Source organism: Salicibibacter cibi (assembly GCF_016495865.1).
Lineage (GTDB): Bacteria > Bacillota > Bacilli > Bacillales > Marinococcaceae > Salicibibacter > Salicibibacter cibi.
The window spans coordinates 801,512-823,991 of sequence record NZ_CP054706.1; the positions used below are offsets into that span (position 1 = coordinate 801,512).

The window sequence follows — 22,480 nt, forward strand, 5'->3', positions numbered from 1 at the left end:
TCCCATGCCACTGCGAGTAGGGGAAAAAGATTTTCAAACACGCGTGAACAAAGGGCTGGACGATGCTTTTATGCGCGGCACCGTCCGTTCTGCACAAGAACAATTGCGAACAAGAAAGCAAGCGTCCTCGGAAGAACTGGGCGATTGGGAAGCGTGGCGGTCACTCGGGGAGGAAATACGCACCCATACGCTCGAGCACCTCGACTACTATCTTGAACAGTTAAGCGACAAGGTTGCGGAACGGGGCGGCCATGTTTATTTTGCCAAGACAGCTGAAGAAGGGAATGCTTACGTCCGGAAAGTAGCCCGTGAGCAAGAAGCGAAAAAAATCGTGAAGTCGAAATCAATGGTCACCGAGGAAATGTCGTTAAACGATGCTCTGGAAGAGGATGGCTTGGAAGTTGTGGAGACGGATTTGGGGGAGTACATTTTGCAAGTGGATGACCATGACCCGCCATCCCATATTGTAGCTCCTTCTTTGCACAAAAATCGCGCACAAATTAAAGACGTTTTTGCTGAAAAAAAAGACTATGAAGACAGTGACAACGCAAATGATATCACTCGCTTTGTCCGGGGCGAGCTGCGCGAGGAGTTTTTGGATGCGGACATCGGCATTACGGGCTGCAATTTTGCCGTCGCCGAATCAGGTTCGATATCGCTCGTCACCAATGAGGGGAACGCCGATCTGGTAACGGCGTTGCCGAAAACACAGATATCAGTGATGAGCATGGAACGGATCGTGCCCACGTGGGAAGAACTCGATGTCATGGTGAGCCTGCTGTGCCGTTCCGCTGTTGGTCAGAAGTTGACGTCCTATATTACCACTTTAACGGGACCAAAGGGCGAGGAGGAGATCGATGGACCGGAGGACTTCCATCTCGTCATTGTAGATAACGGCCGCTCCGATATCCTCGGCACGCAATTTCAATCGGCTCTTCACTGTATCCGATGTGCCGCGTGTGTGAACGTATGCCCGGTTTATCGTCACGTTGGCGGCCACGCTTACGGTTCCATTTATAATGGTCCGATTGGTGCGGTGTTGACGCCGCTTCTCGATGGCTATGAAAATAATAAAGATTTACCCTATGCATCGTCCCTTTGTGCAGCCTGTACAGAAGCATGTCCGGTAAAAATTCCTTTGCATGAGCAATTAATCGCTCATCGCCAGATCATTACGGAAAAGGAAAAACTCGGTTCCATGCCGGAAAAATGGGCAATGAAAATGTTCGGCACGGGGGTCTCTGCACCAAAACTTTATCGACTGGCATCTAAACAAGCGCACCGCGTCATGTCGCCATGGACGAAAGGTTCGCGTATTTCAAATGGGCCCGGGCCATTGAAAGCATGGACAAATTTTCGCGATTTACCCGCCCCGGCTAGCGAACGTTTTCGCGACTGGTTTGCGAATCGAAGGAGGTCAGAGTTCGATGAGTAGAGGCACAATCCAAGGACGTGAGGATTTTTTAAATCGAATCGCCGAAAAAATTGGTCGGCCACGGAGTGAACATGTGGAACGTCCCGAGTGGCAGGTGCAACCGCAATGGGATGTTTTTGCGGGTGAAAACACTGAACAGCTCATGGAACGTTTTAAGGCACAGTGCGATAAGATTCATACAAATGTAATTGAAACAGATGTTAACGGGTTCCGGGAAGCAGTAGCGGAAACGATCGGTGCTTATCAAGCAGATTCGGTGATCATGTGGGACGATGTCAGACTTGAACGCGCAGGGCTTGATGATGGCTTTCGATCGCAGATGAGCGCATTGGGCGTGGAAACAAAGGTGTGGGACACGTCTAAAGGGGAAGAGAACATCAGGCTAGCGGAACGCGCTGGTGTCGGCATTACGTACAGCGATATTACGCTAGCTGAATCAGGGACCGTCGTATTGCTTAACTCTCCCGAGAAAGGCAGGCTCGTCAACCTCCTCCCGGAAAATTATATTGCGGTCATCCCCCGCAGTTCATTGGTGCCGCGCATGACGCAAGCGACCCGCCGCGTTCATGAACGCGTACAAAACGGCGAGGAGATTTCTTCGCAGATTCATTTTGTCTCCGGACCATCCAATAGCGCTGATATTGAAATGAGCCTCGTCGTCGGTGTGCACGGACCGGTGAGGGCGACGTATATTATTTTGGGGGATGAGTGATCGGAGAAATAGAGTTTTCCTTTCCGTTTATGATCGAAGGAGAGCCTCCCTGATAGGACGAAAAATACGTTGCGATCTTTCAAAAAACACGATCAGATTCATTTTGTCTGTTTGCTATTTTTCCTCTTCAAGGAGTTTTTTAACTTCTTTACTCTTCTTTCGATCGGCATGGAAAGAGCCGTTCATTCTCTCACACTACAAGGTCGGGGTTGGCTGATAAACGATACAGCCTAGGTGCCTCGCGACGTTCAAAAACGGATCGCCCCGTTGTCGACGTCGTTGAACCTGACGATGAAGCAGTCGTGAAGCATGGATGCGCCACTAGCGATCTCCCCCAAGTATTTACGCTCTCTCCCCTCGCACCGGCTTCTTCGAAAACACATACGTATCCTTCCCGGCGTTCCATCCGGCGATCGCGAGGAGGAGGCTTACGCCGGTAAGGATCAGCAGTGGCAAGGTCCACGCACTTGTGTAATCATAAAGGGATCCGAGTAATATCGGTCCGACAGCTGCCAGTAAATACCCGAACGATTGGGCCATGCCCGATAACTGGGAGGCTTGCGGGGCCGATGTCGTTCGTAAATTAAATAAAATGAAAGATAGACTTATGCTGCCCCCCATGGAAACGCCAATAAATGAAGTAAACACAAAATGAAGGGGCAAAGAATTTCCGACAATCAATAATCCGCTAAATCCGATTAAATATAAAAAGATAATGGCCAACACAATGATTCGTTGATTTTGCATGCGGGAAGCGAGGATCGGTGTTATAAAATTGGCGGGCAGACCGCAAAGTTGCATGAAACTAAGTAACCATCCCGCGGTTGCGGCATTGATCCCATTCGCTTGCACGATCTCGGGGAGCCACGTGACCAGGCTATAAAAGATAGTTGATTGTAATCCCATAAACGCGGTGACATGCCAAGCGAGCGGAGAGCGCCATAGTTTTGGGGCTTCTGCTTCACGTCCCTCATTTTTCTCGGGTTTTTGCGCACTTCGGAGTTGGCTCGTCCAAACCGCCATCGCTGTTACGGTGATCACGCACCAAAATACGAGTGCGCCTCGCCAATCCAATCCAAGATTTATAGCAAGGGGAATGCTGAGCCCGGAACCGACGGTGGCGAAAAGGCTCATGGAAGTGGTGTACACACTCGTCATAACTCCTGTATGTTTTTCAAATTTTAATTTCACAAATCCCGGTAAGAGGACGTTGCAAATGGCGATGCCGATGCCAATAATGGCAGTCCCCATAAATAAAGTGGTAGGATAGCCGCCTGATCGCAAAAGGATACCGATGAGTAATGTGAAAAGTCCTGCAAAAATCGCCCATTCGATCCCCCATTTTCTCGCGAGCCTTGGGGTGGCTATGGAAAGACCGGCAAAAGCGAGCAAAGGAAGGGTTGTGAGTATCCCTGCCTGGCTATTCGTTAATTGCAGATCATCCCGGATCATGCCGATTAGCGGACCGACCCCCGTGATCGCCGGACGTAAATTAAAGGCGACGAGGATGATCGCGAGGATGATCCACACCTTAGGGTTAAATATACGCTTCTTCATGACGTGACAGGACTCCTTTGTTGCTGAAATGCTACCCTCCTATTGTAGCACGATGAAAAAAAGATGCCTTAAAAAGCATCTTTAAAACGTTAAAAATTGTTCCGAAACCATTCGCTCGCAGCCTCGATTTCATTTTTTGTAAGTTGATGGCCGGCATTTTCCCAAAATAATTCGACGTTCGATCCGCCTGCTTCCAGGGTTGAAGCCAATTCATTCGTTTCTTCCGGGCGGCAGATCGGATCTTGCTTTCCGGCTCCAATAAATATAGGCAACTCCTTTAGCGGAGGGAGTGTGACATTCCGCAACGGCACCATTGGGTGATGCAATATCGCGCCTTTTAGTACATCTTCATAGTGATAGAGCAGGCTGGCAGCGATGTTGGCGCCGTTGGAATAACCGACAGCGACAATCTGACTGCGGTCAAAGCCATAATCTTCAGCGCTTTTATCAAGGAAACCGGCCAGTTCCTCTGTGCGTTTTACAAGGTCTTCTTCGTCAAAGACACCCTCGGCCAGGCGCCGGAAGAACCTGGGCATGCCCCCTTCGGAGACGTTGCCACGGACGCTTAATACCGACGATTCAGGGGCAATCATTTCCGCTAGTGGCAACAGATCATTTTCATCCCCACCCGTTCCGTGTAAAAGCAAAAGAACGGGTGCTTGTTTGTTCGTACCTTCCTTAAAAATATGCTTCATTTGAGCAATCCTCCTTACGAACGTTTTGTATCCAATGGCTTTAGTTTTGCTTCAATTTGCTCGCGTTGCGATTCTAGATAGGGCGGTAATGCCAACGATTCGCCTAAATGAGCAAGATCTTCATCGGTGTCAAAGCCGGGCCCATCGGTGGCAAGTTCAAATAAAATCCCGTTCGGTTCGCGAAAATATAGGGAACGGAAATAGTAACGTTCGACAAACCCGGAATTGGAAAGTCCGGTGTCATTAATATGGTTGATCCATTTCTTTAGCTCTTCCTCGTTTTCAACCCGAAACGCGACGTGGTGAACACCGCCCCGTCCCTGGCGTTCAAAGGGAAGTTCCGGCGCTTTTATGATATGCACTTCTGCCCCGGTTCCGCCTTCACCGGTTTCAAACACGAGGACATCACTGTCATCCGTGGTATAGTCGGCATTTTCTTTTCTGCGAAAACCCATTACTTTTGTCAAGATTTGGGCCGTAGGATCGGGATCACGAATGGTAAGGTAAATGGGGCCGAGGCCGATGATGCCATATTCCTGGGGCACCGACGCCTGCTCCCATGGAACTCCGCCCGCGACGCCTGTGTTATTTTCATCAGAGACGAGGACGAGGCGTTGGCCTTCAAAATCTTCAAAGGCAAGGGTGTTTCGTCCCGCGCGTATGCGAATGTCTTCATGTGCCATTTCATACTCTTCAAACCGTTTCTTCCAATAGCCAAGGGCTGCGTCATTTCTCACCCTTAAAGAGGTTCCGGATATACTGCTTGCTCCGCGATGATTGGGAGCAGCCATCGGAATTTCGAAAAAGGTGAGTTCTGTGCCGGGATTGCCTCGCTCATCGCCGTAGAAAAGGTGGTAAACGCCGACATCATCCTGGTTAACGGTTTTCTTGACGAGCCGCATGCCCATTACTTCGGTGTAGAATTCAACGTTTTTATCGGCATTGGCGGTGAGGGCTGAGAGATGGTGAATGCCTTTTAATTCCATCGTTTAAGTATCCTCCTGTTGTTTTTGTAATTTCGTTAACAGCTCAAGTAGTTGTATTTGTTCTTCCTTGCTTAACGCCTGGAATTGGGAGGCTTGGAATTGTTCTTGTTGTGGAACAACCTTTTGGTAGAGCTGTGTTCCTTGCTCCGACAAGCTGATATATTTTGTTTTCCACTCTTGTCTGCGTGTAATTAATGCTCTATCTTCCAATTTTTGAATCAATTGCGTAATGTTTCCTTTGGAAACGAGTAACTTGTGGGCGAGTTCTTGTTGAGTGATTGGTTGGTGGGCGCCGATTTGCACGAGTACATCAAATTGGGCGATCGAGAGATCGAATTGAATCAAATGCTGGTTTGACGCTTTGACGCTTTGATTATAAAAATGGGCAAGCCGGAACCATAGAAGAAGTCCCCGCTGTTTATCGCGCTTGGATAGTGTCATGGAGAATGCCTCCTTCAACTTCAGTTTATAACTAAACTGATAGATTGTCAACATTTCGATCAAAATGCTGTGATCTGCTCGGATTCAGATGAATGAAAAGCATCCATAAAGGGTAAGGCATAACAGGGACTACCCGAAGGAGGCTGAATAATGCAATATCGACAATTAGGAAAGACTGGCATACAACTATCAGAAATAGGGTTAGGGACGATGAGTTTACCCCTCGATCAAAAAAAAGCGACTGCTATTGTAGATGCCGCACTAGAAAAAGGGGTGAACTACTTCGATACTGCCGATTTATATAAATATGGGGAAATAGAAGAAATGCTCGGCAAGGTCATCAAAGGGCGACGAGATGATTTTATTTTGGCTTCCAAAGGTGGCAACCATTGGGAGAAAGGAAAAGACGATTGGTTTTGGGATCCTTCAAAAGCGTATATTAAAGAAGCCTGCAAAGCCAGTTTGAGCCGGCTCGGCATTGATTATCTTGACATATACCAATTGCATGGTGGCACCATCGAGGATCCGATCGATGAAACGGTCGAGGCTTTTCAGGAACTTCAACAAGATGGTTACATTCGGGAATGGGGCATTTCTTCGATTCGTCCGAATGTGATAAAAAGATATGCGGGCACAGGGATTTCCAGCGTAATGATGCAGTACAGTCTGCTTGACCGACGCCCGGAAGAAGAACTCCTTGATTTTTTATATGAAAAAGACGTTAGTGTTATTGTTCGCGGGCCGGTTGCAAAAGGGATGTTGAGCATGAAAGCAGCGGAAAAAGTGCCGGCGAACGGTTTTCTCGGACACACCCGTGAGAAAGTTATGCATGCCGCCGAAAGAGTGCAGCAAATTCGGGGAATGGAAGCGGCAGCGCAAACGGCGATTCAATATGTGTTGAAGCATCCGGCAGTTACCTCGGTAACCGCGGGCGCGAGTACGCCGCAGCAAGTGCTTGAAAATATCGGCGCTTCCGAATTGGATCCGTTAACGGATAAAGAATATGAACGTTTGCAAAACAGCATTCCCGCAGAGGTTTATGAACAACATCGCGTGTAGTGTAAACAAAACGTTGGCTTATATTTGACATCTTGCTTATACCTTGATATGATTTATCTTGGAATCAAGATAATTAATCCGAAAGCAGTGACTACTATGGAAGAACAAGATTTATCGTTGAAGTTACTCGTCGTGTTAATGAAGGCTGAACATGCAGTCGCAGGTGCAACCCAAGCGGATATGAAGCGCTACGGGTTAACGCCGTCGGAGTTTGCTGTCTTGGAATTGTTGTACCATAAAGGCGATCAACCGATTCAACAACTCGGTAAAAGGATTTTGCTAACGAGCGGAAGCCTTACGTATGTCGTTGACAAATTAGAGAAAAAAGGCATGTTGGAAAGGGTCCGTTGCACCGAGGACCGCCGTGTCGTGTATGCGTCCATTAATGAAGAAGGAAAGACGTTTATGGCACGCGTATTTCCCCAGCATCAAGCGTCTGTCCATAATATGTTCGCACGATTGAGCGACGAAGAAAAAGAAACGATGATTGAGTTGCTAAAACGAGTAGGATTGTCTCTTGATGAGTAAATTAGATATAGCGGGCATCGTCCGTCGAAAACATAAGGAGGAAGATTATATGAGTAACGTAAAAGTTGCCGTCATTTACTACAGCCAAACTGGGACCAACTATCAAATGTCACGTTGGGCAGAAGAAGCTTTAAAAGAAGCGGGCCATGAAGTGAAAGTTGTTAGGGCACAAGAACTCGCACCGGCTGAAGCGATCGCGCAAAATCCAGCTTGGGAGCAGCATCTCGAGGAAACGAAAGACGTCCCGGTAGCGACACCGGATGATCTTGACTGGGCAGACGCCTTTATTTTCAGCACACCGACACGTTTTGGAAACGTTCCGGGACAAGTGAAGCAACTGCTTGATCAATGCGGCGGCCTTTGGGGCGCAGGAAAACTCGTCAATAAAGTCGTTAGTGGCATGTCTTCAGCGATGAACCCACATGGTGGGCAGGAAGAAACCATTCATGCCCTCTACACAACCATGATGCATTGGGGCGCGATTATCGTGCCACCAGGATATAGCAACGAAGTGATTTTCAGCTCCGGCGGGAATCCTTACGGAACTTCCACGACGGTTGACGGCGAAGGGAATATACAAGAAGACATCGAAGAAGCGGTTAAACACCAAGCGCGACGAACAGCAGAAGTTGCTACTTGGGTGAAAAATGGCCAGCAGTAAGATAAAAAAACCAAGCCCGATTTTGGGGTTTGGTTTTTTTAAATCCCGGTGTAAGCGCAACTAACCATCAGAGAGGGCGAAACCCACTCTCTCTGATGGAAGGTTAAACTTTAGGAAAAATCCGGTCGATTTGCTCAATCTCGTCTTCTGTTAGGTGAACATCGGCTACTTTTAAGTTGTTCGCCACTTGTTCAGGCCGTTTCGCACCAGGAATGATCGCGTCGAGCGACGGGCGAGAGAAGTACCACGCGAGAACGATATGCGCGATTTCGGCCTCTTTTGCGGTGGCGATAGCTCGAAGTTGATTTACTTTTTCCAAGTTGCGTTTGAAATTCTCGCCTTGAAAGGAAGGTCTGCGTGCGCGCACATCCGCAAATGTATCTTCTTCGTTATATTTTCCTGCCAATAAACCGGACTCAAGTGGGAAATAGGGGATGAACGTGATGTTTTCCTGTGCAGTATAAGGAAGCAGCGTTTGTTCTGCTTCGCGGATCAACAAGTTGTATTCCCCCTGGAATACGTCTACATATCCATCTTTATTAGCTTCTTTCAATTGATCGATGGAAAAGTTGGATACGCCGATCGCACGGATTTTCCCTTGATCCTTCAATTCTTTCAATGCACCGACGGCTTCAGCTTTCGGTGTATTTTCATCCGGATAGTGAATGTAAAATAAATCGATATAATCGGTTTTAAGGCGCCGAAGGCTAGCGTCCACTGCTTCTTTTAAGAAAGACGGTGAATTGTCTACAACCGTTTCTCCTCCGACAAATTGATTGCTGCCTTTGGTAGCAATCACGATGTTTTCCCGCTTGTATTCCTTCGCTACTTCACCGATCAGCTCTTCCGAGCGCTCGGGTCCATATATATAGGCGGTGTCGAGATGATCGATGCCGTTGTCGAGTGCAGTACGGACAACATTTCTTCCTTGTTCCTCATCCAACATATTCGGGTAAATGTTGTGACCGCCGACCGCGTTCGCTCCGAGTCCTATTGGATTCACGGATACATCTGATTTTCCTAAATGAATGTGATTTGCCATATGGTGTTCACTCCTTACGCTAGTCAAACTTTTAACAACCACCACTATTCCCTGAAGCATTATCGGATAAACATTGAATAAGTTCCATAATTTACGGGGATCTTAATGTTTGGAAAAGATTTGGCGGAGGGGATCTATACATGGCTACAGGTGAAAGCGCCGCGATGGACAAGCAACCGGCAATGGAACACATTATTATATTACGGGGCGCCGTTATTCGGAGTTTGCTCGTTTTTGCGTTTATGTTTATCGTTATCTTTATTTTGCTTCGTTTTTATGTGGATTTTTTAACTGGAGATCATCATTTAGTGATGCTCGGCCCTCTCGATTCGTTGCGGCTTTATTTTACCTTATCGGGCGTTCTTGGGCTCGGTTTGTCAGCGCCGTATTTGGCGTTTGAAGCTTGGCGTTTTGTAAAACCGGCGTTAAGTGAAAAAGAAGCCGCTGCATTGTTCAATTATATACCGGCGATATTCTTTTGTTTTGTGACCGGGTTGGCGTTTGGCTTTTTTGTTATTCATCCGCTCGCGTTTTCATTTCTTATGAACCTCGGGGAAGTGCACTTTGAGATGATGATCACCGCCCAGGAGTATTTTTCTTTCATGGTTATGTCCACTCTGCCGGTAGGGTTTTTGTTTGAATTGCCGGTCGTGCTCATGTGTTTAACGTCATTTGGCCTTTTGAATCCCTATTCGTTGAGAAACGTTCGCAAATATGCATATTTTGCTTTGTTTTGCATTTCGGTATTGATTACACCGCCGGATTTTTTAACGGATGTTCTTATCGTTCTGCCGTTTATTATTTTGTATGAAATAGGTATTCTACTGTCGATCCGGGTGTACAAGCGTAAGCAGGAAGAAGAGGCAACCGTATAAAATACGTAGAAAATTAAGGGGGAAAGGAGGGGAGAACGTTGGCGAGAGGACAATCAAGGAATAACAAAGGCAAAGACAAATCGAAGTTATCACAAACCCCCGAATATCTGAAAGAAAAGGATGGAATTTACGTCGAATATGCTTCCGAACTGGCAGATCACGATGATATCGTGGCCAGGCAGCACTCGGAGAGAGCAGAGCAAAGAGAAAAGGAGTAACTTTTTCGAGTGAGCGGGCGGTTCATGGAACCCGAAATTGGAGAAGATGGAACGGATTGGGTAGCCATGAACGACTTATGCCGACCTAAACGGAGGCTGACACCGGCAGGTCGCCATAAATGGTTTAACGACCACATTACAAAAAAACCGATCCCTGCACGATAGCAAGGATCGGTTTTTTTACTGCAGTTTTTCAGCCAATGAACTGTAATAGTCGCAAATGGCTTCCAATCCTTTGTCGAAATTCTCGAGATGGAAATGCTCATTTGGTGCATGGAAATTTTCTGTGGGGAGCCCGAATCCCATCAAAACAATCGGGATATCCAGAATATCGCTAAATGTTTCCGCGATCGGAAGCGAACCACCCATCCGCGTGTAAGCGGTCTCTGCCCCATACGCTTTGGAAAGCGCGGAGCCGGCTGCTTGTATCGCAGGATGGTCGAAAGGTGTAACGAAAGGCTTTCCTTTGTCAAAATGGGTTGTTTCAACCGTGACGGCATCTGATGCATGCTTTTGGATATGTTGTTCCAGCAATTGCACAATATGGTCAGGGTCTTGTCCCGGGACGAGCCGGCAACTGATTTTTGCGCTTGCTTTCGATGGCAGGACCGTCTTGATGCCTTCGCCTTGAAAGCCACCGTGCATGCCATTAATTTCAAGTGTTGGCCGTACCCATGTTCTTTCCAAAAACGTGTATCCTTCCTCGCCGTAGAGCGCCGGTACGTCCAATTCGGTACGTGTTGCTTCTTCATCAAAATGAAGGGCGTCATACGCTTCTTTTTCCTCCGCAGTCAGCGGGATGACGTTTTCATAAAAACCGTCAACACTGATGCGTCCCTTGTCATCATGCATGGATGCAAGTACATTGGCGAGTGCATGTAATGGGTTTGGAACCCCGCCGCCGTATAGGCCGGAATGGAGGTCTCCTTTCGCGCCGGTCACATCAATTTGTAGCCCGGCCAGACCGCGCAGGCCGTAACAAACCGTTGGTTGTCCTTTTTCAAGCATAGGATTATCGGAAATAACGAGGACATCTGCGTCTAGCAATTGCTGCTTTTTGTCAACGAAGGCATCGAGATGCGGACTGCCGATTTCCTCTTCGCCTTCAATGCAAAATTTCACATTCACCGGCAACTCTCCGTATGTTTCCATTAACGTTTCCACTGCTTTTAGGTGCATGAACACCTGCCCTTTGTCATCGGTTGCGCCGCGAGCATAGATTTTCCCGTCGCGGATGTCCGCTTCAAAAGGCGGTGTCTCCCAGAGTTCCAACGGATCGACCGGCTGTACGTCATAATGGCCGTAAATAAGCACGGTCGGTTTCCCATCCGCATGCAACCAATCGCCGTATACGACCGGATGTCCTTCCGTCGGCATGATGGATACATTTTCCATCCCGATTTTTTTTAATGCGTCTGCCATCCATTTGGCCGTTTTTTCGATATCCTTTTTATGTTCCGGTGAGGCGCTGATACTCGGAATGGCGAGCAAATCTTTTAGCTCTCGCAGGTGGCGGTCTTTCTCTGTTTGTAAAACTGTTTTTACATCTTGCATGACGGAATCCTCCTCGACTTACTCATGTTCATCACTCTATTGTAACGGAAGTATAGAGGGATCGGAAGTCGATAGCAAAATCCGATTAAATAACGGAAAAAATATAAAGAAAATGGATGCATCTTTTATGCTTAATCTATATAATGATTGTGTAGTTATACATCGTGTCATTTTTAGAAAAAGAGAGGAGCGTTACATATGAAAAAAAATGCATGGTCACTGATTGCGTTTGTTTTGCTGTTGAGCGCATGTAGTAGTCCCGTTACGGATGAATTGGTCGACTATCACAACGATTATTGGTTGGAGTTTGAATCAATGGTAGAGGAATACGATGCGTCTACCCAAGAAGTTGCGCAATTGAGCGAAACGAGCAGCGGTTTTGAAGAAGCTTACGATCTGATGGAGGAAGAGATTATGCCGCAAATCGATGAAATGTCGGTATTTCTCGAAGAGATTGAATTGGAGCAGGAAGACGTACAGGAATTAAATCAAATGCAAATCGATATGGTGGACCAGTTGCATGAAGGGATGCAAGTGCAACAGGAGGCCTTTCAGTTGGGAGCGGAAGGGCAAATAGATGAAGCGTCGGAGCTTGGTATCCAAAGCGGTGAATATGTGGAAGAAGCAATGGAAATGCAAGAAGCCTTTGATGAACGAAGAGAAGCGTTATGGGAAGAATACGGCGTTGAGGCAGAGGAAGAGGAAGAGCTGGACGATACAGATTTGTAATGCTCGTTTGAGACGGGCGGCGATCTGATAACGAATGAAGAATTGTCGACGAGGATGTTGAGGCAGAAAGCGTCGAAACCGATGAAACGTATGACGGTTTTGAGAAATGGAAGAATTTATTGATGAAGGGGCAGTTTGACTGTCCCTTCATGTGAAAAATGGATACTGATGCACTCGAACATCGCTCGTTTATGCCAGTGGGGACATCGGACCATTTTCTAAACGATACCATTGTCTATCTATCTCTATGTAGTCTATAATTTTTTGTGGGCGCTTACATAATTAGAGGGAGGAGTCCACAAATGTCTAATTTCGGAAACCAAATTCAATATCAAATCTATGCTACGATGCAAAACCCGAATCCGGACAGGCTTCCGGTGATTTATGAGGAATGGGAGGCACGTGCCCGCGAACTATTGGACGACGGCCCTTTTTACTACATCGCCGGGGGTGCGGGTGGAGAGAGCACGATGAAGGCAAATCTACAAGCTTTTGATCGTTGGAAAATCACACCGAGAATGCTTCGGGATGTGCAAGATCGTGATTTGACGGTTGATTTATTTGGCAAAACCGCTCCTTTTCCTTTTTTGCTGGCACCTATAGGAGTGCAATCGATTATTCATCCGGATGGGGAACTGGCTTCTGCACAAGCGAGCGCAAAACTGGGAGTCCCTTATATCACAAGTTCTGCATCGACAAAATCAATGGAAGCGATCGCGGAAGTCATGGGAGATGCAGAACGTTGGTTTCAATTGTACTGGAGCAAAGATCCGGACGTCACCGCCAGTTTTGTCGGGCGTGCGGAAGCGTCGGGATACTCTGCGATTGTCGTCACGTTGGACACTCCCATGTTGGCATGGCGGGAAAAGGATTTAAAAAATGTCTATTTGCCGTTTTTAATTGGAGAAGGCGTAGGGAACTATTTTACCGATCCTGCTTTTCGTTCTAAACTTTCCAAATCCCCTGAAGAGAATCCGACGGCAGCTATCATGCATTGGGCGCAAACGTTTGGCAATCCGGGCTTGACGTGGGATGACCTTGAATTTTTAAGGGAACATACGCGTTTACCGATTTTGTTAAAAGGCATTCTTCATCCCGATGATGCAAAACGAGCCGCAGAATGCGGCGTGGACGGTGTCATTGTGTCGAACCATGGCGGCCGGCAAGTCGACGGAGCGGTTAGTGCCCTAGAAGCATTGCCCCGTATATCCGAGGCTATCGGCGAGCAGATGCCTATTTTCATGGATAGCGGGATACGGAGAGGTGCGGATGCTGTAAAAGCTATTGCCCTCGGAGCGAAAGCAGTGCTCGTAGGGCGACCGCCGATGTATGGGTTGGCTGTGGCTGGTGAAAAAGGGGTGAAAGAAGTCCTGCAAAACATGATTGCGGATATGGACATGACGATGGCACTGGCAGGAAAAAAGGCCGTTACGGATATCGATGCCTCCATGTTAATGGAATAATGACGCAAAACTTTTGTCTCCCATTTATTAAATCGGCAAATTATGAAAAACGAAAAATTTTTCTTGAGAATCTACGAATAAACGGCTACAATAAAGGAGAAATAGAGAAAGGCATTATTGTCATTAAAATCAGACAGGGGGATGCAATATTTTGAAAAAATTTAAACACAAATTGGTAGGCGGTGTGCTCGTACTTTCGTTGGGTGGTGTGCTTGCGGCATGTACAGACGATCCGCAAGATGCCGATGAAGAAAACGGTGAGGGTGACACGGAAAACGGCGAAGACGTGGAAGAGGATGATGACGAAGCTGCAGCCAGCGATGGCGGGGATTTGATTTTGGCGATGGGATCGGATGCTGTTGACCTTGATCCTCATGGGTCCAATGATACATCTTCTACACAGGTGCGTTCTCAAATTTACGATAAACTCGTAGATTTTGATGAAAATATGGAAGTGCAACCGGAGTTGGCGGAAGATTACGAGCAAATTGAAGACGATACATGGGAGTTCAACTTAAAAGAAGACGTCACCTTTCATGATGGGGAACCTTTCGATGCAGACGATGTTGTGGCCACTCTCGAACGTGTCACCGATGAGGATTTTGCTTCTGAGAAACTGTTCATGTATGAGATGATTGAGAACGTTGAAGCAGTTGATGAGCATACGGTGCATATTACAACGGAATATCCTTTCGCACCATTAGAGTTTCACTTAGCTCATGATGGTGGCGGAATGATGAGCGCAGCAGCCATTGAAGAGGAGGAAAATGGGGATCGCAACCTCGATACGGAACCCGTAGGTACCGGACCGTTTGAATTGGAAAACTGGGATCAGGGAAATGAAGCCGTGCTTACTCGATTTGATGATTACCACGGTGGAGCAGTCTCCATTGATTCGGCTACGTATCAAGTCGTGGATGAGCAATTAACCCGAATGAGTATGCTTGAAAATAACGAGGCCCATATTGCGGATGATATTGAACCGTCGCAAATGGACCAATTGGAAAGTATGGATGGCGTAGATGTTTCTGCAGTGGAAAGTGTACGAATGGATTACATTGGCATGAACAATGAAGCGGAACCTTTTGACGATCGGGATGTCCGGCGTGCCCTTAACATGGCAGTGGATAAAGACACGATCATTGAAGGGATCTTTGAAGGATATGGGGAAGAAGCCATTGGCGCGTTAAACCCACTTGTTTTTGGTTACAACGACGATTTAGAATCGATTGAATATGACCCTGATGAGGCGCAGTCCTTGTTGGAAGATGCAGGTTACGAGGATGGATTTGAAGCGACGCTTCTCGTTGAAGATGTCGATCAGGTGAATTTGCAAATTGCTGAAATTGTTCAGGATAATTTGCAAGACATCGGTGTGGATATTTCCATTGAACAACAAGAATGGGGCGCTTTGCTTGACACAACGGCTGAGGGCGAATTTGAAATGGTTATGCTCGGTTGGACGGCCGTAACCGGTGATGCGGACTACGCGATGCATCCGTTGTTCCATTCCGACAATCAGGGCGCGCCGGGCAACCGAACATTTTATGATAACGAAGAGGTCGATGAGCTCTTGGATGCCGGTCGTCAAGAAGCAGATGACGATGAACGAATTGAGATTTATACAGAAGCACAGCAAATCATCATAGATGATGCGACAATACTTCCGTTGATCCACGATGATTTCCGTGCAGGGATTTCCGACAGCGTTGAAGGACTGATTCACAAAGCAGACGCTAATTATGATTTGCGAGAAGTTGAACTCGTCGACGATGATGTGGAAGGCGACGGCTATTAATCGCTTTTGTAACTGTATTGGAAGCCTCTATGAGGCTTCTCTTTTTTAATCGGAGGGATGTTTCATGAGATGGGGCAAGGGGTTAATCACGGGAGTTTTTCTCTTATTGATTTCGGCGTGTTCGGATGAGAATGGAGAAGAAGAAAGCGGGGGCGAAGATCTCAACGAGGTATACGATATTGATTCGGAACCAGTTGAAATTACGGGATACGGAAATGACGTGTTAACGGTCGAAACATCTGAATATCGTTCTTTTGCGACAGGGGTACCTTGATAAAATGAAAACGCCGAAAGGGTTTTGGGGCGCAAGGAAGCTTCGCTTCAAATTACGTTACTGGCGAAAGAAAGGGATTCAGAACAAAGTAACGGAAATGGCGTATTATCTCGGTATGCGTATGTCAAGAGTGAATGCTCGTAATACAAGCAAGTTGGCATTTAATGGCTCAGGAGAAGTCGAGCGAAATTGGAAAAAAGACCTCGCCACATTTACAACGGGCAAAGTCTATCATGCCGATTTATCAGCTTCGTATAATATCGGCGCACGATATTTTGTTCGTGGCATTCAAAAATCCATATCGGAAACGAAATGGTTGTCCCTTCAGGCAAAAGTACCTGATGTGGCAAAAAGGACTACACGACCTTGTCTTCATTAATTAGCCTTACGAAGGCAATAGAGTCGTCGAATGCGTTTTAGCCGCTTTTGTTTGTGCTGTATTTAAGATAAGGGGTACTCCATCAAAATCTTCGATTTAGGTGGAGAGGTTCACATGGATCATAGTGCGCTGAAAACGTTAGAAACAAGAGAAGGCGTGTGCCGGGATAGCGGTGGCAATGCTTCGGGCACTCGGAATGGAAGAGAATTATGTCGCAGGTAATGCCGGGGCAGAACGACATGCCTGGGTGGATGTGAAGGGCGATGGGGAATAGCTGGAAATGGACCCTACTTGGGGCGTTGGTTATATTGAAAATGATGCGTTTGTCGCTGACTATAATGAAGTTTACTTTGATCCTGATGAAGAATTTTTGGATGAGATACATACACGAACGGAAATCATTTATTAAGGGGATTGAAAGATAAATGCAACTAAGTCTTTCGCCAAGTTTTTATGGTGAAAGACTTAGTTTTTTTTAGTGCGATCGGAGGAACGGTTGATGCGGTTCCAGTAGCCTGTTTTCGCTTCTTTCTTTATCCATATTCATATTGCTGCTGAGATTGGGTCAAGTTAAGGATGAGCGATAATTTGACTGAAAGGATCCCGAATACAATATGAAAAAATATAGCGTGCTGATTTTTTCCATCATCATCATTTTAATAGTAGTGGCGATCGGTTTTTTGTTTCCTGAACAGTTGGAGCGTTTTACCGGGGGATTGCAAGGGTTGATTAGTGAAACGTTCGGGTGGTATTACCTTCTGCTCGTTACCCTATTTTTACTCACGAGCTTGTATTTTCTCGTCAGTCCGGCAGGGAAATTAAAATTGGGAAAGCCGGATGAAGAACCTGAATTTGGAAGGATTTCCTGGATTACGATGTTATTTAGCGCGGGATTGGGCATTGGGCTCGTATTCTTTGGCGCTTATGAGCCATTAAGCCATTACGCGATACAATCGCCGATAGGGGAGACCGATACACCGGAAGCAGCCACCAATGCGTTAACGTTCTCTTTTTTTCACTGGGGATTGCACGGCTGGGGTGTATATAGCATTCTTGCCTTGGCGTTAGCTTTTTACCATTTTCGCAATGACCATCCTGCCTTAATCAGTTCGACGGTACAGCCTATCTTTCGAGGCGCCGTGAAGGGCGTTGTCGGCAAGATCATCGATATTATTGCGGTGATTGCAACAGTGATCGGTGTGGCAACGTCGCTTGGATTTGGAGCAACACAATTGAATGGCGGCTTTGCTTATTTATTTGGTTTGCCTTCGAATTTTTTCACACAAGTGATCATCGTGGTCATTATTACCGTTCTTTTTATGATTTCGGCATGGTCAGGTTTATCGAAGGGGATTCGCTTCTTAAGTAATACTAATATGTTGGTTGCTGTAGTATTGTTCATCCTCGTGTTGTTCATTGGACCGACGATTTTTAATTTAAACCTTTTTACAGATACACTGGGTAATTACATCCAAACGCTACCGCGAATGAGTTTTCGCATCGCGCCTTTTGATGAGGAAATCAGGGATTGGATCAATGATTGGACGCTCTTTTATTGGGCGTGGTGGATCGCGTGGGCACCGTTTGTAGGGACGTTTATTGCGCGAGTGTCCCGTGGGCGGAGTGTGCGTGAATTCGTATTTGCGGTTCTGCTCGTACCATCGTTTATTGTTTTTATATGGTTTACCGTTTTTGGCGGCTCGGCCATCAGCATAGAGCAAAGTGGCGCTGATCTAGCATCATTATCGGAGGAACTTATGCTATTTGGCATGTTTATGAACGTGGACTTCGGGATGCTGTTATCGATATTGGCAATGGCGATGCTCATCATCTTTTTCATTACGTCGGCAGATTCCGCAACGCTCGTGCTGGGGATGTTCACAACAAATGGGTCGGATACACCTCCGTCCCGTTTAAAATTACTTTGGGGCGTGTTGTTATCCGTTACCGCTCTCGTCTTGCTTTACTCCGGTGGATTGCAAGCATTGGAAAATGCGTTAATCATCGCTGCGCTACCTTTTTCGATCGTTATGTTACTCATGACTTTAGGATTAATTGTCGTCATGACCAAAGAAGGAAAAAAAGCCCGGAACAAATGATTTCCCGGGAAATAATGTTGATGGCTATTAATTTGAAACGAGACGCAATCCAACAACGGCGATAATCACGAGTCCGATGAAAAGTAATCGCAGACGGTCCTTTGATTCATTATAAAAAATCATGCCGACGAGGGCACTTCCAACGGTGCCAATGCCCGTCCATACCGCGTAAGCGACGCCTAACGGAATGGCATTCATCGCGATGGACAGCAAACTTAGACTGATGATAAATCCGCCAATAAGAACGGTGAAACCTAAATATTTTTGTCGCTTTGTTATCATTTGTATACCGGTCACGCCGACAACTTCAAAGAGTCCGGCAACAATAAGCGCAATCCAACTCATGAAGAAGCCCTCCTTGGTTCTTTTTCTCCTGTGACCATCTTCAATCCAATTACGCCGACGAGGAGCAACGCAACGAAAAAGAGCATCCAAACATTAATCGGCGCGTTGAAAAGGATGATATCGACAAGGACGGTGCCTATCGATCCCAAACCGACAAATATAGCATAGACGGTGCTGGTTGGGAGTGCCATTGCCGCGTTGATGAGCAACCAGAAGCTAACAACAATAGCAATAACCGTTAACGTCCACGCCGTAAAATCATTCGCATATTTGAGTCCTGTTGCCCAGCCCACTTCAAAGGCAGCGGCTATGACAACCTGAAACCATCGTCCATTCATATGCAAACACCTCTATCTTTGGTATGATTATTATAAACTAACGGTAGTTAGTCTAACACGCAATAATGGGTTTGGCAATCGATTGGTATTAAAGGAGAGGGAAAAATGGCAACAAATACGAGAGAAAAAATAATCCGTGCGGCACTTTCTTCATTTGCCACCCGTGGCTATGAAGGGACGACGCTCGCCCAAATTTCAGGTATGGTTGGAATTCAAAAACCGTCGCTGTACAATCATTTTCCCGGAAAAGCGACATTATTTTTAACAGTGGCTGAAAAAGTATTGAGTGAGATGCTGGAAGTGATGACGGACAGTTGGGAAAAACACAAAGATGAAAAAATAGAAAAAAGATTATATCTAGTATTAAAGGAAAGTACATCTTTTATTATTCGGGAACACGAAGGGATGATTTATAGACGCTTGCTGCTATTTCCACCGACAGGCCTTGAAAAAGAATTGCAAACGTTAGTTCAGCACGGGGATCAAACCATCGATCAGCTATTGCAAGTGATTTATGACCGAGCGGAATGTGAAGAGGCACTCCATCATCTACCTTTCGCTATGTTCAGGGCATCCTTTTATTGTTTAATGGACGGTTTGTTTATGGAAAGCATTATCTATGGGGGAGAAGAGTTTCGAGTGCGTTTTGAAGGATCATGGAGCGTATTTTGGAGAGGAATATCTGTTGGGCAGTAGATGCCTCCGGTTCATGGCACCCGAATACGGGAGCCAGCAAACAACCGACATGGCAGATCAGGAGAATGTCCTTATGGTAACTTGAAAAACGCCCGCCAACCATTGTAGGCTTAAGCTAACATAAACGGGGCAGGTGTTGCAGGTTGCAGAAAAAAACAGTGCTAATCACTGGGGCGTCAAACGGTATCGGCCGAGAGTATTCCTATTTTTTTGCGGAAAAAGGATATAATGTAATCCTGGTTTCCCGTTCAAAAAACAAGTTGGATCAGTTGGCAACAGATCTTCAAAAGCGATACAACGTCGATGTAACCGTGATTGTCCAAGACTTAAGTGAAGAGTGGTCTGCTAAGTATGTATACGAAAAAGTAACGGAAAAAAATCTCGGCGTTGATATGCTAGTCAATAATGCCGGTTTTGGGACGACAGGTGACTTTTTGGATAGCTCCGAGACGGATACGCATAAACAAGTCATGCTCAATGTGAATGCAGTTGTGAACATGACCCAAAAGTTTCTCCCGGATATGGATAGCAAGGGTTCGGGGGCGATTATCAATATCGCGTCAACGTCTTCCTTTTTGCCTATTCCATACATGAGTGTATATGCAGCGACGAAGGCTTTTGTGTTATCTTTTAGCGAAAGTTTGCATAAGGAATACAGAGGCAAAGGCATACGGATCTTGGCGGTTTGCCCTGGAACCACTAAAACCGATTTTTTTGAGTCAGCCCCCGATACGATTACAATGGGCGGTATGCGAACGACCGGGCAAGTGGTGCGCACAAGCTATAAAGCATTGAACAGAGGAAAAAATTATATCGTGGACGGGAAACTCAACTATCTTATTTCATTATCACCGAGAATCTTTTCCCGAACAGCAATATTAAGAATTATGTCAACATTGATGAGAAGAAATATGTCCCGAACAGGATCCAAATAAGCCTCTGCGTAACAGGTAAAATTCGTCAAAACATGTATAAATATCTGCTAGATCTCCCAAACTATGATTAACCTAAACGTATGGGAGGAAAAAGCATGAACAAATCAGATTTGGTAAACGTCGTTGCCAAAAAAAGCGACCTCACAAAAAAACAGGCGGAAATTGCGGTGAACGCCACGTTTGATGCCATCACGGAAAATTTGCAAACGGGAGAGCGTGTTCAATTGATTGGCTTCGGGCAGTTTGAAACGAGAAAGCGCGAGGCGAGAAAAGTTCGCAACCCGCGTACTGGCGAAGAAATTCAAGTTGCGGCAAGCCACGCGCCCGCATTCAAGCCGGGCAAACGATTAAAAGAAGCCGTGAATGTTTAAGGAGAGTCTTTGGCCGCTTCATTAAAAAGAAGCGGCCGGTTTCTTTTTAATGAATGAAAATATGTTAAAGTAAATGATGATGTTTCTATTTCTATGAATCGAGGGAGGAAAATGTCTAAAACAAAGGCATACCTTTGCGCGCTGTCGGGAGCTGCCGCGTGGGGGTTGATCGGCATATTTGTGGCTCCTCTTTATGTGCGGGGATTCACGGCTTGGGATGTCGTCGCGATCCGCGCGGTCCTTTCCTTCGCTTTTCTTTTTTTATTGATGCTTCTTTTTTTTCGGCCGCAATTGCGTACTCGTTTTCGTGATCATTTATTCTTTGCCGGAGCCGGAATTTTAAGTATGGTTTTTTTTAATTATTTTTATTTTGAAGTATTTGCGCAATCCTCGTTGTCACTGGCGGTAACATTGCTGTATACAGGACCGTTGTTTGTAACGGTATTGTCCCGTCTTTTTTTTAAAGAGCCGTTTACTTCCCGGAAAATGTTTGCGTTGGTTTTGGCGATTGTTGGTTGCGCCTTCGTCGTCGGATTGTTGCCATTTTGGGAAGCGCAGGTGCCGTTTCACGTGTTCGTTATGGGAATATTGTCAGGCTTTTGTTTCGCGCTCTACAGTATTTTCGGCAAGGCGGTAGCCGATCGCTATTCCGCGGTTACGATTTCGACGTATACGTTTTTTTATGCCGGAATCTTTATGGTTTTGACGGGTGATGCGTGGGGGAAATTAGATGCGTTTATTTATCCTGATGTTTGGATCTCCGCACTTTTACTCACGATCGTCTCAACAGTTCTCGGCTATTTGCTTTATACGACGGGGTTGAAACATATCGAGGCAAGCAATGCATCCATCTTAGGGACCGTTGAGCCAATTGTGGCGGTCATCACCGGTGTTCTTTTCTTGGGGGATTATCTCATGTTCTGGCAAGTTATCGGCATCGCACTGGTATTGTACTCTGCTATACTTGTAACACGAAACTCCCATAAAATAAGCAAAAGAAAGGCAGGCGTTCAACAGTGACTGACGGGCAAAAACGAGCCAACATCCACACCGGCGCTGACGTCGAAATCGTTTTAAAAAAAGACCAAAGAACGGGAAAAAGAACGAGTGGTACAGTGAAAGAGATTTTAACAAATGCTCCGACGCATCCTCATGGCATTAAAGTGAGACTAATGGATGGCCAAGTCGGCAGGGTGAAAAAAGTGAATGCATAAATAAAAAACATTCCTGGCTCTTCACCAAAATCTATGGTTGATATAAATGGATAATTATGGTGATCACACTAGCCTA

At 46.2% G+C, this 22,480-nt stretch carries 28 protein-coding genes; 20 read left to right on the forward strand and 8 right to left on the reverse strand.

Features of this window, described 5'->3' with window-relative positions; genetic code table 11:
- The first annotated feature begins 4 nt into the window (after positions 1–4).
- Both HUG20_RS03905 and HUG20_RS03910 read left to right on the forward strand, forming a co-directional pair.
- The gene (locus tag HUG20_RS03905; RefSeq protein WP_200088313.1) at positions 5–1,435 is read left to right on the forward strand and encodes a LutB/LldF family L-lactate oxidation iron-sulfur protein; all 1,431 of its coding nucleotides are present in this window, start codon (positions 5–7) and stop codon (positions 1,433–1,435) included.
- Positions 1,428–2,147: a LutC/YkgG family protein gene (locus HUG20_RS03910; RefSeq protein WP_200088314.1), complete on the forward strand. Its 720-nt coding sequence runs from the start codon at positions 1,428–1,430 to the stop codon at positions 2,145–2,147. The genes HUG20_RS03905 and HUG20_RS03910 overlap by 8 nt, the downstream gene beginning before the upstream one ends.
- A 342-nt stretch (positions 2,148–2,489) precedes the next feature.
- Here the strand turns inward: HUG20_RS03910 and HUG20_RS03915 are convergent, their stop codons facing one another.
- The 4 genes from HUG20_RS03915 to HUG20_RS03930 all read right to left on the reverse strand — a co-directional run bounded on the left by HUG20_RS03915 (position 2,490) and on the right by HUG20_RS03930 (position 5,826).
- Positions 2,490–3,704: a CynX/NimT family MFS transporter gene (locus tag HUG20_RS03915; protein ID WP_200088316.1), complete on the reverse strand. Its 1,215-nt coding sequence runs from the start codon at positions 3,702–3,704 to the stop codon at positions 2,490–2,492.
- A gap of 89 nt (positions 3,705–3,793) precedes the next feature.
- Positions 3,794–4,399 carry an alpha/beta hydrolase gene (locus tag HUG20_RS03920; protein ID WP_200088318.1) on the reverse strand — a complete coding sequence of 202 codons (606 nt, stop codon included), beginning with the start codon at positions 4,397–4,399 and terminating at the stop codon, positions 3,794–3,796.
- 14 nt (positions 4,400–4,413) lie between these two features.
- Positions 4,414–5,385 (reverse strand): ring-cleaving dioxygenase, encoded by a 972-nt coding sequence (locus tag HUG20_RS03925; protein WP_200088320.1) that lies wholly within the window; start codon positions 5,383–5,385, stop codon positions 4,414–4,416.
- 3 nt (positions 5,386–5,388) lie between these two features.
- Positions 5,389–5,826, reverse strand: coding sequence for a MarR family winged helix-turn-helix transcriptional regulator (locus tag HUG20_RS03930; RefSeq protein ID WP_200088322.1), 438 nt, complete (start codon positions 5,824–5,826; stop codon positions 5,389–5,391).
- A 150-nt stretch (positions 5,827–5,976) separates the two neighbouring features.
- Between HUG20_RS03930 and HUG20_RS03935 the strand changes: the two genes are divergently transcribed.
- The 3 genes from HUG20_RS03935 to wrbA all read left to right on the forward strand — a co-directional run bounded on the left by HUG20_RS03935 (position 5,977) and on the right by wrbA (position 8,074).
- Positions 5,977–6,885, forward strand: a complete 909-nt coding sequence (locus HUG20_RS03935) for an aldo/keto reductase (RefSeq protein WP_200088324.1) — start codon at positions 5,977–5,979, stop codon at positions 6,883–6,885.
- Positions 6,886–6,981: 96 nt separating this feature from the next.
- Positions 6,982–7,413, forward strand: coding sequence for a MarR family winged helix-turn-helix transcriptional regulator (locus HUG20_RS03940; protein ID WP_200088326.1), 432 nt, complete (start codon positions 6,982–6,984; stop codon positions 7,411–7,413).
- A 49-nt stretch (positions 7,414–7,462) separates the two neighbouring features.
- Positions 7,463–8,074 (forward strand): NAD(P)H:quinone oxidoreductase, encoded by a 612-nt coding sequence (wrbA, locus tag HUG20_RS03945; protein ID WP_200088328.1) that lies wholly within the window; start codon positions 7,463–7,465, stop codon positions 8,072–8,074.
- Between the two features lie 103 nt (positions 8,075–8,177).
- Here wrbA and HUG20_RS03950 read toward each other — a convergent pair whose 3' ends face one another.
- Entirely contained in the window at positions 8,178–9,116 is a 939-nt protein-coding gene (locus HUG20_RS03950) for an aldo/keto reductase (protein WP_200088330.1), read from the reverse strand.
- A gap of 140 nt (positions 9,117–9,256) precedes the next feature.
- Between HUG20_RS03950 and tatC the strand changes: the two genes are divergently transcribed.
- Genes tatC through HUG20_RS03965 form a run of 3 tightly spaced genes read left to right on the forward strand, consistent with a single transcriptional unit; the run spans position 9,257 to position 10,374 of the window.
- Positions 9,257–9,991, forward strand: a complete 735-nt coding sequence (gene tatC, locus HUG20_RS03955) for a twin-arginine translocase subunit TatC (protein ID WP_200088332.1) — start codon at positions 9,257–9,259, stop codon at positions 9,989–9,991.
- A 38-nt stretch (positions 9,992–10,029) separates the two neighbouring features.
- Positions 10,030–10,209, forward strand: coding sequence for a YfhD family protein (locus HUG20_RS03960; protein WP_200088334.1), 180 nt, complete (start codon positions 10,030–10,032; stop codon positions 10,207–10,209).
- Between the two features lie 24 nt (positions 10,210–10,233).
- Positions 10,234–10,374, forward strand: coding sequence for a hypothetical protein (locus tag HUG20_RS03965; RefSeq protein ID WP_200088336.1), 141 nt, complete (start codon positions 10,234–10,236; stop codon positions 10,372–10,374).
- Positions 10,375–10,389: 15 nt separating this feature from the next.
- On the opposite strand, the gene HUG20_RS03970 is transcribed toward HUG20_RS03965, so the two are convergent.
- Complete coding sequence (locus HUG20_RS03970) at positions 10,390–11,763, reverse strand: dipeptidase (RefSeq protein WP_200088338.1); 1,374 nt, start codon at positions 11,761–11,763, stop codon at positions 10,390–10,392.
- Positions 11,764–11,961: 198 nt separating this feature from the next.
- Between HUG20_RS03970 and HUG20_RS03975 the strand changes: the two genes are divergently transcribed.
- The 7 genes from HUG20_RS03975 to HUG20_RS04000 all read left to right on the forward strand — a co-directional run bounded on the left by HUG20_RS03975 (position 11,962) and on the right by HUG20_RS04000 (position 18,505).
- Positions 11,962–12,492, forward strand: a complete 531-nt coding sequence (locus HUG20_RS03975) for a hypothetical protein (protein WP_200088340.1) — start codon at positions 11,962–11,964, stop codon at positions 12,490–12,492.
- A 302-nt stretch (positions 12,493–12,794) separates the two neighbouring features.
- Positions 12,795–13,955: a lactate 2-monooxygenase gene (locus HUG20_RS03980; RefSeq protein WP_200088348.1), complete on the forward strand. Its 1,161-nt coding sequence runs from the start codon at positions 12,795–12,797 to the stop codon at positions 13,953–13,955.
- A 151-nt stretch (positions 13,956–14,106) separates the two neighbouring features.
- On the forward strand, positions 14,107–15,753 hold the full coding sequence (locus HUG20_RS03985; protein WP_200088350.1) for a glutathione ABC transporter substrate-binding protein: 1,647 nt from the start codon (positions 14,107–14,109) through the stop codon (positions 15,751–15,753).
- A gap of 64 nt (positions 15,754–15,817) precedes the next feature.
- Entirely contained in the window at positions 15,818–16,027 is a 210-nt protein-coding gene (locus tag HUG20_RS03990; protein WP_200088351.1) for a hypothetical protein, read from the forward strand.
- Positions 16,028–16,031: 4 nt separating this feature from the next.
- Entirely contained in the window at positions 16,032–16,406 is a 375-nt protein-coding gene (locus HUG20_RS03995; protein ID WP_200088354.1) for a hypothetical protein, read from the forward strand.
- A gap of 280 nt (positions 16,407–16,686) precedes the next feature.
- The gene (locus HUG20_RS19360) at positions 16,687–16,815 is read left to right on the forward strand and encodes a hypothetical protein (protein ID WP_281392507.1); all 129 of its coding nucleotides are present in this window, start codon (positions 16,687–16,689) and stop codon (positions 16,813–16,815) included.
- A 205-nt stretch (positions 16,816–17,020) separates the two neighbouring features.
- Positions 17,021–18,505, forward strand: a complete 1,485-nt coding sequence (locus HUG20_RS04000; RefSeq protein ID WP_200088356.1) for a BCCT family transporter — start codon at positions 17,021–17,023, stop codon at positions 18,503–18,505.
- A gap of 27 nt (positions 18,506–18,532) precedes the next feature.
- Here HUG20_RS04000 and HUG20_RS04005 read toward each other — a convergent pair whose 3' ends face one another.
- Positions 18,533–18,850: a DMT family transporter gene (locus tag HUG20_RS04005; protein ID WP_200088358.1), complete on the reverse strand. Its 318-nt coding sequence runs from the start codon at positions 18,848–18,850 to the stop codon at positions 18,533–18,535.
- On the reverse strand, positions 18,847–19,188 hold the full coding sequence (locus HUG20_RS04010; RefSeq protein WP_200088360.1) for a DMT family transporter: 342 nt from the start codon (positions 19,186–19,188) through the stop codon (positions 18,847–18,849). Before HUG20_RS04010 ends, HUG20_RS04005 begins: the two co-directional genes overlap by 4 nt.
- A gap of 105 nt (positions 19,189–19,293) precedes the next feature.
- Between HUG20_RS04010 and HUG20_RS04015 the strand changes: the two genes are divergently transcribed.
- The 5 genes from HUG20_RS04015 to HUG20_RS04035 all read left to right on the forward strand — a co-directional run bounded on the left by HUG20_RS04015 (position 19,294) and on the right by HUG20_RS04035 (position 22,404).
- Positions 19,294–19,884 (forward strand): TetR/AcrR family transcriptional regulator, encoded by a 591-nt coding sequence (locus HUG20_RS04015; protein WP_200088362.1) that lies wholly within the window; start codon positions 19,294–19,296, stop codon positions 19,882–19,884.
- A gap of 143 nt (positions 19,885–20,027) precedes the next feature.
- A complete protein-coding gene (locus HUG20_RS04020) occupies positions 20,028–20,819 on the forward strand; it encodes an SDR family NAD(P)-dependent oxidoreductase (RefSeq protein ID WP_200088365.1) in 792 nt (263 codons plus the stop codon).
- A 95-nt stretch (positions 20,820–20,914) separates the two neighbouring features.
- On the forward strand, positions 20,915–21,190 hold the full coding sequence (locus tag HUG20_RS04025) for an HU family DNA-binding protein (RefSeq protein WP_200088367.1): 276 nt from the start codon (positions 20,915–20,917) through the stop codon (positions 21,188–21,190).
- A 111-nt stretch (positions 21,191–21,301) separates the two neighbouring features.
- The gene (locus tag HUG20_RS04030) at positions 21,302–22,210 is read left to right on the forward strand and encodes a DMT family transporter (protein ID WP_246476529.1); all 909 of its coding nucleotides are present in this window, start codon (positions 21,302–21,304) and stop codon (positions 22,208–22,210) included.
- Complete coding sequence (locus HUG20_RS04035; RefSeq protein ID WP_200088371.1) at positions 22,207–22,404, forward strand: YwbE family protein; 198 nt, start codon at positions 22,207–22,209, stop codon at positions 22,402–22,404. Before HUG20_RS04030 ends, HUG20_RS04035 begins: the two co-directional genes overlap by 4 nt.
- Positions 22,405–22,480 lie beyond the last annotated feature (76 nt).